Here is a 15,680-nt window from a genome sequence, read left to right as displayed (position 1 = left end):
CCGACCGACATAGAGGACGAGACCCCGATGCGCCGCTCCACCCACCGCGCCAGCCGCGACGGCTACCACCCGATCCGCGTCTCGATCGAGTTCTTCCCCCCGAAGACCGACGAGATGGAGAAGATCCTCTGGAACTCCATCGAGCGCCTCGCGCCGCTGCAGCCGAGCTTCGTCTCGGTGACCTACGGCGCCGGCGGCTCCACCCGCGAGCGCACCCACAACACGGTCGCCCGCATGGTCCGCGAGACCGGCCTCAAGCCAGCCGCCCACCTCACCTGCGTGGACGCCTCCCGCGACGAGATCGACGCGGTGGTCCAGTCCTACTGGGACGCGGGCGTGCGCCACATCGTGGCACTGCGCGGCGACCCGGCCGAGGGTGTCGGCCACGCCTACCGGCCGCACCCGGAGGGCTACGCCTCGACCGCAGAGCTGGTGAAAGGGATCAAGCGGATCGGCGACTTCAAGGTCTCGGTCTCGGCCTATCCCGAGAAGCATCCCGAGGCGGCCTCCCTCGACGCCGACATCGACGCCCTGAAGGCCAAGGTCGATGCCGGGGCCGACCAGGCGATCACCCAGTTCTTCTTCGAGAACGAGATCTACCTGCGCTACCTGGACAAGGTCCGGGCCGCCGGGATTACGATCCCGATCATCCCGGGCATCCTGCCGGTGCAGAATTTCAAGCAGGCAGCGAACTTCGCCCGCCGCACCGGCGCCTCGGTGCCCTACTGGCTGGCCGCCCGGTTCGAGGGGCTGGAGGACGACGTCGAGACCCGCCGGCTCGTGGCCGGCGCGGTGGCGGCCGAGCAGGTGCTCGACCTCGTGGACGAGGGCGTCAACGACTTCCACTTCTACTCGATGAACCGCTCCGACTTGGTCTACGCGATCTGCCACCTGCTCGGCCTGCGCGCCCAGGCGCCGAAGCTGGCGGCCGCGAAGGCGGCAGCTTAACTTCTCGGGGCCGCGGTCCGTCATCGCGAGCGCAGCGAAGCGACCCAGGGCAGCGCAACCTCCGTGAGCGTGGCGCTGCTGGATTGCTTCGCTGCGCTCGCAAAGACGGCTTGTGTCCGAGACAGCAGCCAGGGCACGCACGAGAGACCGAAGATCCCCCTCCACCTCGTCCTGAGGGGCCGCGTGAGCGGCCCCGAAGGAGGGTTCCAGGGAACACCGAGATATCTGGAGGCCTCCAAGGCCTCCGCTTCGCTCCGGCACCTCAGGACGAGGTGATCTGACAGGACGCACGATGACCGATTTTGCCCCCGTCGACGGCAGCGCGATCGCGAAGGCCCTGCGCCAGCGCGCCGCGGAGAAGATCCTCGTCCTCGACGGGGCGATGGGCACCGTCATCCAGCGCCTGAAGTTCTCGGAAGAGGACTTTCGCGGCGACCGGTTCAGGGATCACGGGCACGATCAGAAGGGCAACAACGACCTCCTGATCCTGACCCAGCCCGACGCGATCCGGCAGATCCACCTCGACTACTTCCTGGCCGGCGCCGACGTCTGCGAGACCAACACCTTCTCGGGCACCACCATCGCCCAGGCCGATTACGGCATGGAGTCGATCATCCACGAGCTGAACGCTCAAGGAGCGCGGCTCGCCCGCGAGGCGGCCAAGCTCGCCGAGGAGAAGGACGGCCGCCGCCGCTTCGTGGCCGGCGCCATCGGCCCAACGAACCGGACCCTGTCGATCTCGCCGGACGTGAACAACCCGGGCTTCCGGGCGGTCACCTTCGACCAGGTCAAGCAGGCCTACGTGGAGCAGGTCCGCGGCCTGATCGACGGCGGCGCCGAGCTGATCCTGATCGAGACCATCTTCGACACGCTCAACGCCAAGGCTGCGGTCGCGGCGGCGTGGCAGGTCTTCGACGAGACCGGCATCCGCTTGCCGATCCAGATCTCCGGCACGATCACAGATCTCTCGGGCCGCACCCTGTCGGGCCAGACTCCGGCGGCCTTCTGGCACTCCCTGCGCCATTCCGAGCCGCTGACCTTCGGCCTCAACTGCGCGCTCGGCGCCCGCGAGATGCGCGGCCACATCGCCGAGCTGTCGCGGATCTGCGACACCCTCGTCTGCGCCTACCCGAATGCCGGCCTGCCGAACGAGTTCGGCCTCTACGACGAGAGCCCGGAGGCGATGGGCAAGCTGGTCGGCGAGTTCGCCGAATCCGGCCTCGTCAACATGGTCGGCGGCTGCTGCGGCACCACGCCGGACCACATCCGCGCCATCGCGGAGGCGGTCGCCGGCAAGGCGCCGCGGCCGATCCCGGAGGTGCCGCGCCTGATGCGGCTCTCCGGCCTCGAACCCTTCGTGCTCACGCCGGAAATCCCCTTCGTGAATGTCGGCGAGCGCACGAACGTCACCGGCTCGGCCAAGTTCCGCAAGCTGATCACCAACGGCGACTACGCGGCGGCGCTGGACGTCGCCCGCGATCAGGTGGCAGCGGGCGCCCAGGTGATCGACGTCAACATGGACGAGGGCCTGCTCGACTCCCAGAAGGCGATGGTCGAGTTCCTGAACCTCGTCGCCGCCGAGCCCGACATCGCCCGGGTGCCCGTGATGGTCGATTCCTCGAAGTTCGAGGTGATCGAGGCCGGCCTCAAGTGCATCCAGGGCAAGCCGATCGTGAACTCGATCTCCATGAAGGAGGGCGAGGAGAAGTTCATCGAAGCCGCCAAGATCTGCCGCTCCTACGGGGCCGCCGTGGTGGTGATGGCCTTCGACGAGCAGGGGCAGGCGGATTCCTACGAACGCAAGGTCGAGATCTGCACCAAGGCCTACCGGATCCTGACCGAGCAGGTCGGCTTCCCGCCCGAGGACATCATCTTCGATCCGAACATCTTCGCGGTCGCCACGGGTATCGAGGAGCACAACCCGTACGGCGTGGCCTTCATCGAGGCGACCCGCACGATCCGCGAGACCCTGCCGCACGCCCACATCTCGGGCGGCGTCTCGAACCTCAGCTTCGCCTTCCGCGGCAACGAGCCGGTGCGCGAGGCCATGCACGCGGTGTTCCTGTTCCACTGCATCAAGGCCGGCATGGACATGGGCATCGTCAATGCCGGCCAGCTCGCCGTCTACGACGAGATCCCGGCGGAGCTGCGCGAGCTGTGCGAGGACGTCGTCCTCAACCGCCGCGAGGATTCGACCGAGCGCCTGCTGGAGGCCGCCGAGCGCTTCAAGACCGGCGCATCGGCCCAGGCCAAGACCGCCGATCTGACCTGGCGCGAGGCTCCGGTCGGGAAGCGGATCGAGCACGCGCTGGTCAACGGCATCACCGAGTACATCGTGGCCGACACCGAGGAGGCGCGCCAGGGCGTCGAGCGCCCGCTCCACGTCATCGAGGGCCCGCTGATGGCCGGCATGAACGTGGTCGGCGACCTGTTCGGCTCCGGCAAGATGTTCCTGCCGCAGGTGGTGAAGTCGGCCCGCGTGATGAAGCAGGCGGTCGCCTATCTCGAGCCGTTCATGGAGGAGGAGAAGCGCGCCAACGGCGGCGACGGCAAGCGTCAGGCCGCCGGCAAGGTGCTGATGGCGACCGTGAAGGGCGACGTCCACGACATCGGCAAGAACATCGTCGGCGTCGTGCTGGCCTGCAACAACTACGAGATCATCGATCTCGGGGTGATGGTGCCGGCCGCCAAGATCCTGGAGACCGCCAAGACCGAGAAGGTCGACATCGTCGGCCTGTCGGGCCTGATCACCCCGTCGCTGGACGAGATGGTCCACGTGGCCGGCGAGATGGAGCGCGAGGGCCTCGACGTGCCGCTGCTGATCGGCGGCGCCACCACGAGCCGCGTCCACACGGCGGTGAAGATCCACCCAGCCTACGCCAAGGGGCAGGCGGTCTACGTCACCGACGCGAGCCGCGCGGTCGGCGTGGTGTCGAGCCTGATCTCGAAGGAGACTCGTGGGCCGACGATCGAGAAGGTCCGGGCCGAGTACGCCAAGGTGGCGGACGCCCACAGGCGCTCGGAGGCCGACAAGCAGCGGCTGCCGCTCGCGAAGGCGCGGACCAACGCCTTCAGGATCGACTGGTCGGGCTACAAGCCGGCCAAGCCGACCTTCACCGGCACGAGGGTCTACGGCTCCTACGAGGTCGCCGACCTCGTGCCCTACATCGACTGGACGCCGTTCCTGCAGACCTACGAGTTCAAGGGCCGCTTCCCGGCGATCCTGGACGATCCCGAGCAGGGCCCGGCCGCCCGCGCCCTCTACGAGGACGCGCAGGCGATGCTGAAGCAGATCGTTGAGGAGCGCTGGTTCAACCCGAAGGCAGTGATCGGCTTCTGGCCGGCCAACAGCGTCGGTGACGACATCGCGCTCTACACCGGCGAGAGCCGGTCGGAGCGGCTCGCCACCTTCCACGGCCTGCGCCAGCAGCTCTCGAAGCGCGACGGGCGGTCGAACACCTGCCTGTCGGACTTCGTCGCCCCGGCCGAGACCGGCATCGCCGACTATGTCGGCGGCTTCGTGGTCACGGCGGGCCTGGAGGAAGTGCGGATCGCCGAGCGGTTCGAGCGGGCGAACGACGATTACCGGGCGATCCTCGTGAAGGCGCTCGCCGACCGCATCGCCGAGGCCTTCGCCGAGCGGATGCACGAGCGGGTGCGCAAGGAGTTCTGGGGCTACGCGTCCGACGAGGCCTACGGGCCCGAGGAACTCGTTCTGGAGAAGTACGACGGCATCCGCCCGGCCCCGGGCTATCCGGCCCAGCCCGACCACACCGAGAAGACCACCCTGTTCGACCTGCTGAAGGCGGAGAGCCGGATCGGCGTGAAGCTCACCGAGTCCTACGCGATGTGGCCGGGTTCCTCGGTATCGGGGATCTACATTGCCCACCCGGAGGCGCACTATTTCGGCGTCGCCAAGGTGGAGCGGGATCAGGTCGAGGATTACGCCGCCCGCAAGGGGATGGATGTCCGCGACGTCGAGCGCTGGCTCGGCCCGATCCTGAACTACGATCCGGCGCGGTACATGCCGCAGGCGGCGGAGTAGGGACGGGGCACCACCGTCATCGCGAGCGTAGCGAAGCGAGCCAGGGCCGCACGACATCTGTCGGCGTGGCGCCCCTGGATTGCTTCGCTCCGCTCGCAAGGACGGCGGGGGTTCAGACCCGACCGTCCAACCTCAGCAGGTCCCGGCGCCCCGCGTATTCACGTATAGTGAATAGACCGAGTGCGACGCCGTCATCAGCAGCAGGTTGCGGTTGATGCCGCCGAAGCACAGGTTGGCGCAGCGCTCCGGTAAGCGGATCCGGCCGATCAGCTTGGCCTGAGGCGAGAGCACGATGACCCCGTCCTCGGCCTCGCTCATCCCCCAGCCGCACCAGAGATTGCCGTCGACGTCGACCCTAAAGCCGTCCGGCGTGCCGGTCCCGGCATCGTAGAAGACGCGGCCGTTCGCGGTCCTGGTGCCGTTCTCGACCACGTCGTAGACGCGGATCAGGCGGTTCGGCTTCGCCCGCGCCTCGATGAGGTAGAGCTTGGACTCGTCCGGCGAGAAGCAGAGCCCGTTCGGACCCGCCACGCCCTCGACCGCGACGCTGGCCTGTCCCGTCCTCGGATCGATCCGGTAGACGTTGCCGGGAAGCTCCGGCGCGGCCATCGACTCGTGCGGATTCGGCCCGAAGGCCGGGTCGGTGAACCAGACCGCACCGTCGGAATGGCAGACCACGTCGTTCGGCGAGTTCAGCGGCTTGCCGTCGAACCGGTCCATCAGCGTGGTCAGGCTGCCGTCGTGCTCGGTCCGGGTGACGCTGCGGGTCCTGTGCTGGCAGGTGACCAGCCGGCCCTGCCGGTCGCGGGTGTTGCCGTTGGCGTAGTTCGACGGCTTGCGGAACACCGAGAGCGCGCCGGACGCCTCCTCCCACTTCATGATCCGATCGTTGACCACGTCGCTGAACAGCAGCGATCCCATGTCGCCGAACCAGACCGGGCCCTCGGCCCAGCGGAAGCCCGTGGCGACCCGCTCGACCGTCGCCGAGGCGAGCCGGTACTTGGCGAAGGCCGGATCGAGGATCTCGACGGCCGGATCGGGCACCCGCTGCGACGGCTCCCAGCCGGCCCCGGCCGCCCGCGCGGCGCCGAGCAGGGCCGCTCCGGCGAGCAGGCCCCTGCGCGCGATCGTCACCATGTTACCTCCCTGTGATGGGGCCCGCCGCCTGTTGCCGACGGCTCGGGCCGGTCAGTGAATCTCGGGTTCCGGGATCCCCCCGGCGCCCTCCAGAAAGTCGAAATCGCAGCCCTCGTTGGCCTGCCGCACGTGCTGGGCGAACAGCCGGTTGTAGCCCCGCGGATAGGCCCGGTCCGGCGGCCGGAACGCCTTCACCCGCGCCGCGATCTCGGCGTCGTCGAGGTGCAGGTGGATCCGCCGCCCGGGCACGTCCACGGTGATGAGGTCGCCGTCGCGCACGGCCGCGAGCGGACCGCCCGCGGCCGATTCCGGCGCCACGTGCAGGATGCAGGCGCCGTAGCTCGTGCCGCTCATCCGCGCGTCCGAGATGCGGACCATGTCGCGCACGCCCTGCCGGAGCAGCACCTTGGGGATCGGCAGCATGCCCCATTCCGGCATGCCGGGGCCGCCGATCGGGCCGGCATTGCGCAGGATCATCACGTGGTCGGGCGTGACGTCGAGGTCGAGGTCGTTCACCGCCGCGCTCATCGCGTCGTAGCTGTCGAAGACCAGCGCGGGACCGGTGTGCTGCAGCAACCGCGGGTCGGCGGCCGGCGGCTTGATCACGCAGCCGTCGGGAGCGAGGTTGCCGTACAGGATCGCGGTCCCGCCCATGGCGACGATCGGCCGGTCGAGCGGCCGGATCACGTCGTCGTTGAACACCCGCATGCCGGCCAGCCCGTCGCCGATCGTGCCTCCGGTGACCGAGCGGGCGTCGAGGTGGAGGTGGGGGGACAGGCGCGCCATCAGGGCGCGGATGCCGCCCGCGATGTGGAAATCCTCCATGAGCCACTGACCCGAGGGCCGGAGGTTGGCGATGACCGGCACCTTCTGGGCGAACTCGTCGAACTCGGTGAGCTTGACCGGGATACCGGCCCGACCGGCCATGGCCACGAGGTGGATCATCGCGTTGGTGGAGCCGGCGAGCGCGTTGTGGACCACCAGCGCGTTGTCGACCGAGCGGCGGTCGAGGATGTCGGACGGCTTCAGGTCTTCCCAGATCATCTCGACGATGCGCCGGCCGCAGGCGCCGGCCATGCGCGGATGGTCGGCGTCGGCCGCCGGGATCGAGGCCGAACCGGGCAGCGATAAACCCAGGGCCTCGGTGATCGCCGTCATGGTCGAGGCCGTGCCCATGGTCATACAGGTTCCGGCGGAGCGGGCGATGCCCGCCTCCATGTCGTTCCATTCCTGCGCGGTGATGTTCCCGGCCTCCTTCTCGGCCCAGTACTTCCAGACATCCGAGCCCGAGCCCAGGATCGTCCCGCCGAAATGGCCGCGCATCATCGGTCCCGCCGGCAGGAACACCATCGGCAGGTTCATGGAGATCCCGCCCATCACCGTGCCGGGCGTGGTCTTGTCGCAGCCGCCCATCAGCACCGCGCCGTCCACGGGGTGCTGGCGCAGCAGTTCTTCCACCTCCATGGCCAGGAGGTTGCGGTAGAGCATCGTGGTCGGCTTGACGAAGTTCTCCGACAGCGACAGCGCCGGCAGCTCGATCGGGAAGCCGCCCGCCTGCCAGACGCCGCGCTTCACGTGCTCGACGCGCTCGCGGAAATGCTGGTGGCAGGGGTTGATGTCGCTCCAGGTGTTGATGATGCCGACGATCGGCTTGCCGGTGAAATCCGCCCGCTCGTAGCCCATCTGCAGCATGCGCGAGCGGTGGCCGAAGCTGCGCAGGTCGGTGGCGCCGAACCAGCGCTGGCTGCGCAGATCCTCCAGGGTCTTCTTGCGCGCGGTCATCGCTCTGTCTCCGGTCTCACGCGTTCGACCCGGCCGGGCGGCCCGCGACGAGCGTGATCGCCGCGGCGGCGAGCGCGCAAGCCGCCAGGAAATAGAGGCCGGCCTCGTAGGTCCCGGTGTAATCCTTCAGCCAGCCCAGGACGTAGGGGCCGACGAAGCCGCCGAGATTGCCGATCGCGTTGATCAGCGCGATCCCCCCGGCGGCCGCGGGCCCGGCCAGGAACTCCCCCGGCATCGCCCAGAAGGCGGGCTTGCTCCCGTAGAGCCCGATCGTGGCCACCGACATCGCCGCGAGCGCCCAGAGGCTGCCGAGCATGGGGCCGGAGACGACGAGGCCGAGGGCGGCGACCAGCGCGGCGATCGCGAAGTGCCAGCGGCGCTCGTCGCGCCGGTCCGACGACCAGCTCCAGGCGATCATGCCCAGGGTCCCGACGCCGTAGGGCACCGCCGTCGCGACCCCCGTCTCCCAGTCGGTGAGGTGCAGGCTCTTCAGGATCGGCGGCAGGAAGAAGGTGATGCCGTAGGTGGCGGTACCGATGCTGAAGTACATCGCGCCCAGCGCGAGCACGCGCCGGTCGGTCAGGACCTGCCCCAGAGTGAAGGGCCCGTGGGCCCGGACCGTGCCGTCCCGCTCCGCCGCGATCGCGGTCCCGAGCCACAACCGCTCCTCGGACGTGAGCCACGCGGCCTGTTCGGGCCGGTCGGTCATCAGCGCCAGGACCGCGAAGGCCAGCAGGATCGAGGGCGCCGCCTCGAGGAGGAACAGCCACTGCCAGCCGTGCAGGCCGAGCGCCCCGTCGAGCTGGAGCAGCGCCCCAGAGATCACCGCCGTGAGGGCGTTCGAGCCCGGGACCGCGAGGAACAGCGCGGCGACCACGCGCGCCCGGTACCGCTTCGGGAACCAGTAGGTGAAGTAGAGGATCACGCCGGGGAAGAAGCCGGCCTCGGCCACGCCCAGCAGGAAGCGCAGGGCGAGGAAGCTCGCCGGGCCGGTGATGAGCGCCATGCTGCCCGCCACCAGCCCCCAGGTGACCATGATCCGGGCGATCCAGAGCCGCGCCCCGGCGCGCTCCAGGAGGACGTTGCTCGGCACTTCGAAGATGACGTAGCCGAGGAAGAAGATGCCGGCCGCCCAGCCGTAGACCGTGGCGGAGAACCCGAACTCCCGGCTCAGCCCGAACGCCGCGAAGCCGACGTTGGTCCGGTCCATGTAGGCGACGAAGTAGATGAGGACGATCAGCGGCAGCAGACGCCGCGACACCTTGGCGACCGTCCGCCGCTCGATCTCCGGTGCCGCATCGCCCCCGCGCAACCCCGTCGCCATGGCGTCCCCCCGAGCCGAATCCGACGCGTCCCGGCCCTTTGCCGATCGCGGGCCGGGCCGGAGCGGGCCGGTGCGGCACGCTCAGCGGCCGGTCCGCGTCCGCCAGGCGGCGAAATCGGCGAGGCTCTGCTCGTCGGTGGCAGGGTAGAGGCCGAGGATTGTGCGGCCCTTGCGTACCTCCTCGGTGACGAAATCCTCGTAGGCGGTCATCTCCACGGCCTCGTCGGCGACCGCGTCAGCGAGGTGGGCCGGGATCACCGCGACGCCGTCGCCGTCGCCGACGATCACGTCCCCGGGAAAGACGGGCGCGTCTCCGCAGCCGATCGGCACGTTGATGTCGATCGCCTGGTGGACCGTGAGGTTCGTCGGTGCCGACGGGCGCGCGTGGTAGCTCGGCATCTCGAGCCGGGCGATCTCGTCGGCATCGCGGAAGCCCCCGTCGGTGACGAGCCCGGCGCAGCCGCGCACCATCAGCCGCGTGGCCAGGATCGAGCCGGCGGACGCCGCGCGCGCGTCCTTGCGGCTGTCGATCACCATCACGGCGCCGGGCGGGCACTCCTCCACGGCCTTGCGCTGCGGGTGCGCGCGGTCGCGGAACACCGTGATCGGGTTCAGGTCCTCCCGGGCCGGGATGTAGCGCAGGGTGTAGGCCTCGCCGACCATCGTCGGGCCGCCGGCCTTCAGGGGCAGAACGCCCTGGATCATCTGGTTGCGGAAGCCGCGCTTGTAGAGGGCGGTCATCAGCGTGGCCGTGCTGACGGTCTTCAGCTTGGCGGGCGTCTCAGGGGACAACCCGGACATCCGCTTCTCCTCCCCGGGCCTCGGTCTCGGCACCCGCGGACGGTGACAATCACGCGTCGCTTGCGCCGGCCTTGGCTCCCGCCCGCGCTGGGCGCGGACTGATATCCCAGCTCTTGAGTAACACGGGGCGCCGCGCCATTGTCAACCGGCGCGGGTCGCGACCGACCCGATCGGAGATCGACGGGGAAGCCCTTGGCCGAATTGGACTTTGCGGGCGGCAGCGCCTCGACGGCGGAGGCGCGCAGGCCGCGCTCGCTGGCCGAGACTGCCTACGACGCCATCGAGCAGATGATCATCAGCCGCCGCCTCGCGCCAGGCGCGATGGTCTCCGAGGGCGAACTCGGCGCGGAGCTGGGCCTCGGCCGGACTCCGGTCCGCGAGGCCCTGGCACGGCTGAAGACGATCGGGTTCGTGGAGGTCCACCCGCGCCGCGGCGTCCTCGTCACCCAGGTCGACATCATCAGGCACCTCGAGCTGCTGGAGGTGCGGCGGCCCCTCGACGAGACCGTGGCCCGCTGCGCCATCGCGCGGGGCACCGAGGACGACATGGCGCGGCTGCTGGACCGCGTCGGCGGGCTGCGCCGGACCGCGGAGGCCCGCGACCGGGAAGCGTATTTCCGGCACAAGCGCGCCCTGCACGAGGGGCTGGTCGGCGCCGCCTGCAACCCGACGCTCGCCGGCACCATGGCGGCGCTGCACGCGCAGTCGCGACGGTTCTGGTACACCTACGAGCCGACCGCGAGCTTCCCGGACTGCGCGGCGATCCACGCGGCGATCGTGTCGGGCATCGCGGCGCGCGACGCGGGGGCGGCCCTTGCCGGGATCGGGACGCTGTTCGACTTTCTCGACCGGATGACACGCCGGGCCCTCGACCGGCGCCCCCTGGTCTGACAGGTTGACCGCCCCGAACCCGCCCCTATCCTGAGACTGGGATATCAGACGCATCTCAGCGGCGGGCGGATCCACGGCCGATCCCGGCGCCATGCCCCGGACGCGGCCCGAGCGCCAGGGAGGAACGGCTTGAGCGGATTGCCCCCACGCACCGGCGCGCAGGTGCTCGTCGACCAGCTCCGCGCGCAGGGCGTCGAGCGCGTGACCTGCGTCCCCGGCGAGAGCTATCTCGCGGTGCTCGACGCCCTGCGCGACAGCGGCATCGACGTGCTGGTCTGCCGGCAGGAGGGCGGCGCGGCGATCATGGCCGAGGCCGCCGGCAAGCTCACGGGCCGCCCTGGCATCTGCTTCGTGACCCGGGGGCCCGGCGCCACCAACGCCTCCGCCGGCGTGCACATCGCCCGCCAGGATTCGACGCCGATGATCCTGTTCGTCGGCCAGATCGCCCGGCGCATGCGCGACCGCGAGGCCTTCCAAGAGGTCGACTACCGCCAGATGTTCGGCGGCGTCGCCAAGTGGGCGGTGGAGATCGACGACGCGGCGCGCATCCCGGAGATCCTCGCCCGGGCCTTCCGGGTCGCGCTGCAAGGCCGCCCGGGCCCCGTCGTGGTCGCCCTGCCGGAGGACATGCTCGACGACGTCGCGGCCGTGCCGGACGCGCCGCGCGTCGTCCCGGCCGCGCCGGCCCCGTCGGGGGACGACGTCGCGCGCCTGCGGGCCATGCTGGCGGAGGCGCGGCGGCCGGTGGTGCTGCTCGGCGGCTCCCGCTGGACGGAAGGCGCCGTCGCCGCCCTGGCCGCCTGGGCCGAGCGCCACGACCTGCCGGTGGCGGTCTCGTTCCGGCGGGCCCAGCTCTTCCCCGCCGACCACCCGAACTTCGCGGGCGAGCTCGGGATCGGGCCCAACCCGGCGCTGCTCGCCCGGATCCGGGAGGCGGACCTGCTGCTGATGGTGGGCGGGCGCCTCTCCGAGATGCCGGCGCAGTCCTACGGCCTGCTCGGCATCCCCGATCCCGGCCTGCCGCTGGTCCACGTCCACGCCGACGCGGCGGAGCTCGGCCGGGTCTACCAGCCGGCACTGGCGATCGAGGCGGCGCCCGAGACCTTCTGCGCGGTCCTGCCGGAGTTCGAGGCCACCGGCACCGGCCGCGCCGCCGAGGCCCATGCCGCCTACTGCGCGTGGTCCGAGACGCCGGAGCCGAAGCCCGGCGCGTTCCAGTACGGCGCGGCGATCGCGTGGCTGCGCGAGCGGCTGCCGCAGGACGCGGTGATCTGCAACGGCGCCGGCAACTTCGCCACCTGGGTCCACCGCTATTACCGGTTCCGCGCCTTCGGCACGCAGCTCGCGCCGACCTCCGGCTCCATGGGCTACGGCCTGCCCGCCGCCGTGATGGCGAAGCGCAGCCGCCCGGAGCGGATCGTCGTGGCGCTCGCCGGCGACGGCGACGTGATGATGACCGTGCAGGAATTCGCGACCGCGGTTCAGTACGGGATCGCCGTCGTGGTCGTGGTGCTCGACAACGGCATGTACGGCACGATCCGGATGCACCAGGAGCGCGAGTATCCCGGCCGGGTCTCGGCGACCGAGCTGCGCAACCCCGACTTCGCGGCGCTGGCCCGCGCCTTCGGCGGCCACGGCGAACGGGTGGAGCGCACCGAGGAGTTCGCCCCCGCCTTCGAGCGCGGCCTCGCCTCCGGGCTGCCGGCGATGATCCACTGCCTCGTCGATCCCGAGGCGCTGACCCCGACCATGACCCTCGCGGCCATCCGCGAGAAGGCCCTGGCGGCGCAGCGGGGCTGACCGCTCCCGCGCGCCGTCCCGGTGCGGCCCGCCCGCACCCCCACCGAGAGGAGCAGCTCATGACCCTGCGCGGCGAGAACCTGATCGGCGCCGAGGCGCGGCGCGGCACCGAGGCGGCCTTCCGGGCCGTCGAGGCGGCCACCGGACAGACCCTGGAGCCGGACTTCCCGGGCGCGAGCCGGAGCGACCTCGACCGGGCCTGCGCGCTCGCCGAGGCCGCCTTCGACACCTTCCGCGAGACCGACCCGGAGGCGCGGGCCGGCTTCCTGGAAGCGATCGCCGCGAACATCCTGGAGATCGGGGACGACCTCGTCACTCGCTGCATGGCCGAGACGGGGCTGCCCCGGCCGCGGATCGAGGGCGAGCGCGCCCGGACGGTCGGCCAGCTGCGCCTGTTCGCCGGCGTCGTCCGCGAGGGCAGCTACGTCGAGGCGCGGATCGACCCGGCCCTTCCGGACCGCAAGCCGCTGCCCCGTCCGGACCTGCGCCTGCGCCGGATCGCCGTCGGCCCGGTGGCGGTGTTCGGCGCCTCGAACTTCCCGCTGGCCTTCTCGGTGGCGGGGGGCGACACCGCCTCGGCCCTGGCGGCGGGCTGCCCGGTGGTGGTCAAGGCCCATCCCGCCCATCCCGGCACCTCGGAGCTCGTCGGCCGCGCCGTCCAGAAGGCGGTTGCGTCCTGCGGCCTGCCGGAGGGGACCTTCTCGCTGCTGTTCGATGCCGGCCAGTCGATCGGGCAGGGGCTGGTGGCCGATCCCCGGATCGCGGCCGTCGGCTTCACGGGCTCGCGCCGGGGCGGCACCGCCCTGATGGCGATCGCGGCCGGGCGCCCGTCGCCGATCCCGGTCTACGCCGAGATGAGCAGCATCAACCCGGTGCTGCTGTTCCCCGGCGCGCTCGCCGCGCGGGGTGCCGCGATCGGCAAGGCCTTCGCGGCCTCGCTGACGCTCGGCGCCGGGCAGTTCTGCACCAATCCCGGCCTGATCCTGGCGCTGCCGGGTCCGGGTCTCGACGCCTTCCTCGAGGCGGCCGGCGCGGCCCTGCGCGAGAGCCCGGCCGCGACCATGCTGACGCCCGGCATCCAGCGCGCGTACCGCGAGGCCGTGGCGCGGGTGGCCGGCCACGCCGCCGTCACCCGCATCGCCGAGGGCACGGAGGGCGGGGCGACCCAGGGCCGGGCGACCCTGTTCGCCGCGGACTCGGACGTGTTCCTGGCGGATCCCGAGCTGCAGGAGGAGATGTTCGGCGCCTCGGGGCTCGTGGTGCGCTGCGCGGACTTCGCCGCGATGCGGGCGGTCCTGGAGCGTCTGGAGGGCCAGCTCACGGCCTCGCTGCACCTCGCGCCGGAGGATCACGCGGCCGCCCGGGACCTGCTGCCGCTCCTGGAGCGCCGCGTCGGCCGGATCCTGGTGGACGGGTTCGGGACCGGCGTCGAGGTGGCGCACGCCATGGTGCATGGCGGTCCCTACCCGGCGACCTCGGACGGGCGCACGACCTCGGTGGGCAGCCTCGCGATCGACCGATTCCTGCGGCCGGTGAGCTACCAGGACGTCCCCGACGCCCTGCTGCCGGCGGCGCTCCAGGCCGCCAACCCGCTGAGCCTGCCCCGCCGGATCGACGGCACGCCCGAGCGCCGCTGAGCCGCTTCGGGCGGGGGCCGGACGGCCGCGATCCGCCGCTTGCCAGGGGCGGGCGCGGCGTCTAGACAGCCTCCGCTCACCTTGGGGCGTCGCCAAGTGGTAAGGCAGCGGTTTTTGGTACCGCCATTCCCAGGTTCGAATCCTGGCGCCCCAGCCAAATTTCCCAAGGGAAACAGGACCTTCGGTGCCGGGACTGAGCGGGTCCGCCGGAACGCGCGGTGTCGCCCCGCGGCACGAGAATCCGCACGGTCCCGAACGGCCCGCGGGCCGTCCGGCGCCGGCGCTCCGCACCGTGAGGCCGAGACGACCGCTGTGGAGAGCGAGACCGCGACGGCTGAGCCCTTCACGATCCCGACAGGCCGCCACGTCGACGTGGCCGAGGCCATCGAAATGCGCTCTCAGGCGAGGAGCCTCCGCGCCGGCGCTGCGCCGCACGTGGCCGAGAGCGCGATCAACATGAGTTTCCCGAGGACGACATGAGCGACGTGCCCGATCCGAAGCGGAAGACGATCGCCGACAGCGTGCTGGTTCGTCTCAGCACGTTCGCGCTGGGCATCGGCCTGTACGACGGCATCGCCCGGAGCATCGTCGAGAAGGCGGTCGCCGACATGCCGGAGGCCACCGTCGAGCAGATCGCGGCGGCGGCGCGGATGATGATGCTGTTCGTGTCGGGCTGAGAGCGGTACATGGCCGGGACAGCGACCCTGCTGGCGTATCCGGTGAAGGGATGACCGCGTGATCCTGCCTCCCCTCCGCCGGACCGCGGCCGATGCGCGGACGGTGGCCACCGTCGCCCACGACGGCCAGGTCGACAAGGCCGGCAGGCCGTATATCGAGCATCTTGCGCGCGTGGCTGCCGGCGTGCTCGGGCTGTCGGAAGGGTGCCCGTTCTGGTCCGACCTGGAGCGGGACGAGGCGCTGCAGGCCGCGTGGCTACACGATGTGGTCGAGGACACCCGCTACGGGTTCGGCGACTTGGCCAAGGAGGGATTCAGCGACAACGTGCTGACCTCGGTCGCCATGCTGACGAAGCCCGGAGGTCGCGTCACCTACGCGGCCTGGATCAACAACATCGCGAAAGTGGGCACCCTCCGGGCGACCCTCGTCAAGCTCGCCGACCTCGAGGACAATTCGGATCCCGGGCGTCTGGCGCTCCTGCCCCCGGAGACCCGCGAGCGGCTTCATCTCAAGTACGAGCCGACCAAGGCAATCCTGCGCGCGGCGGCGGCGGCGAAGGGCTGGCTCGGCTCACCGACGACGGTCGAAGGCAGCGGGCCGCGTTAGCCCCGCACCTTGCCCATGCGGCGAAGCTTCG

The 15,680-nt window shown here is 71.0% G+C and carries 11 protein-coding genes and 1 tRNA gene; 8 read left to right on the top strand and 4 right to left on the bottom strand.

Annotation, left to right across the window (positions count from 1 at the left end):
* Window positions 1-27 precede the first annotated feature (27 nt).
* On the top strand, window positions 28-948 hold the full coding sequence (metF, locus tag BMY19_RS16590) for a methylenetetrahydrofolate reductase [NAD(P)H] (protein ID WP_020095368.1): 921 nt from the start codon (window positions 28-30) through the stop codon (window positions 946-948).
* Window positions 949-1,240: 292 nt separating this feature from the next.
* Entirely contained in the window at window positions 1,241-4,993 is a 3,753-nt protein-coding gene (gene metH, locus BMY19_RS16580; RefSeq protein ID WP_100252331.1) for a methionine synthase, read from the top strand.
* A gap of 132 nt (window positions 4,994-5,125) precedes the next feature.
* Here metH and BMY19_RS16575 read toward each other — a convergent pair whose 3' ends face one another.
* The 4 genes from BMY19_RS16575 to BMY19_RS16560 form a co-directional block, all read right to left on the bottom strand.
* A complete protein-coding gene (locus BMY19_RS16575; RefSeq protein ID WP_100252330.1) occupies window positions 5,126-6,130 on the bottom strand; it encodes an SMP-30/gluconolactonase/LRE family protein in 1,005 nt (334 codons plus the stop codon).
* Window positions 6,131-6,181: 51 nt separating this feature from the next.
* Window positions 6,182-7,912: an L-arabinonate dehydratase gene (gene araD, locus BMY19_RS16570; RefSeq protein WP_091977316.1), complete on the bottom strand. Its 1,731-nt coding sequence runs from the start codon at window positions 7,910-7,912 to the stop codon at window positions 6,182-6,184.
* A gap of 16 nt (window positions 7,913-7,928) precedes the next feature.
* On the bottom strand, window positions 7,929-9,236 hold the full coding sequence (locus BMY19_RS16565) for an MFS transporter (RefSeq protein WP_091977314.1): 1,308 nt from the start codon (window positions 9,234-9,236) through the stop codon (window positions 7,929-7,931).
* Between the two features lie 81 nt (window positions 9,237-9,317).
* Window positions 9,318-10,037 (bottom strand): ribonuclease activity regulator RraA, encoded by a 720-nt coding sequence (locus BMY19_RS16560; RefSeq protein ID WP_100252329.1) that lies wholly within the window; start codon window positions 10,035-10,037, stop codon window positions 9,318-9,320.
* A 192-nt stretch (window positions 10,038-10,229) separates the two neighbouring features.
* Here BMY19_RS16560 and BMY19_RS16555 point away from each other — a divergent pair, with 192 nt between their 5' ends.
* The 6 genes from BMY19_RS16555 (at window position 10,230) to BMY19_RS31645 (ending at window position 15,649) form a co-directional block, all read left to right on the top strand.
* A complete protein-coding gene (locus BMY19_RS16555) occupies window positions 10,230-10,928 on the top strand; it encodes a GntR family transcriptional regulator (RefSeq protein WP_244534937.1) in 699 nt (232 codons plus the stop codon).
* A 129-nt stretch (window positions 10,929-11,057) separates the two neighbouring features.
* Window positions 11,058-12,728, top strand: a complete 1,671-nt coding sequence (locus tag BMY19_RS16550; protein WP_100252327.1) for a thiamine pyrophosphate-binding protein — start codon at window positions 11,058-11,060, stop codon at window positions 12,726-12,728.
* 59 nt (window positions 12,729-12,787) lie between these two features.
* On the top strand, window positions 12,788-14,365 hold the full coding sequence (locus BMY19_RS16545; protein ID WP_100252326.1) for an aldehyde dehydrogenase (NADP(+)): 1,578 nt from the start codon (window positions 12,788-12,790) through the stop codon (window positions 14,363-14,365).
* Between the two features lie 82 nt (window positions 14,366-14,447).
* Window positions 14,448-14,522 (top strand) — tRNA-Gln (locus tag BMY19_RS16540).
* A gap of 319 nt (window positions 14,523-14,841) precedes the next feature.
* Window positions 14,842-15,042 (top strand): hypothetical protein, encoded by a 201-nt coding sequence (locus tag BMY19_RS16535; RefSeq protein WP_056532440.1) that lies wholly within the window; start codon window positions 14,842-14,844, stop codon window positions 15,040-15,042.
* A gap of 58 nt (window positions 15,043-15,100) precedes the next feature.
* Window positions 15,101-15,649, top strand: a complete 549-nt coding sequence (locus BMY19_RS31645) for an HD domain-containing protein (protein WP_100252325.1) — start codon at window positions 15,101-15,103, stop codon at window positions 15,647-15,649.
* Window positions 15,650-15,680: the final 31 nt, after the last annotated feature.

Origin of the sequence: Methylobacterium sp. UNC300MFChir4.1, assembly GCF_900110155.1 — a bacterium.
In the GTDB taxonomy this organism is placed as follows: domain Bacteria; phylum Pseudomonadota; class Alphaproteobacteria; order Rhizobiales; family Beijerinckiaceae; genus Methylobacterium.
This window is presented reverse-complemented; position numbering and strand designations above follow the sequence as displayed.

Bases quoted from the DNA above. Each gene is read 5' to 3' on its own strand.
- metF (WP_020095368.1), top strand. From the start codon at position 28: ATGCGCCGCTCCACCCACCGCGCCAGCCGCGACGGCTACCACCCGATC.
- metH (WP_100252331.1), top strand. From the start codon at position 1,241: ATGACCGATTTTGCCCCCGTCGACGGCAGCGCGATCGCGAAGGCCCTG.
- BMY19_RS16575 (WP_100252330.1), bottom strand. From the start codon at position 6,130: ATGGTGACGATCGCGCGCAGGGGCCTGCTCGCCGGAGCGGCCCTGCTC.
- araD (WP_091977316.1), bottom strand. From the start codon at position 7,912: ATGACCGCGCGCAAGAAGACCCTGGAGGATCTGCGCAGCCAGCGCTGG.
- BMY19_RS16565 (WP_091977314.1), bottom strand. From the start codon at position 9,236: ATGGCGACGGGGTTGCGCGGGGGCGATGCGGCACCGGAGATCGAGCGG.
- BMY19_RS16560 (WP_100252329.1), bottom strand. From the start codon at position 10,037: ATGTCCGGGTTGTCCCCTGAGACGCCCGCCAAGCTGAAGACCGTCAGC.
- BMY19_RS16545 (WP_100252326.1), top strand. From the start codon at position 12,788: ATGACCCTGCGCGGCGAGAACCTGATCGGCGCCGAGGCGCGGCGCGGC.
- BMY19_RS16535 (WP_056532440.1), top strand. From the start codon at position 14,842: ATGAGCGACGTGCCCGATCCGAAGCGGAAGACGATCGCCGACAGCGTG.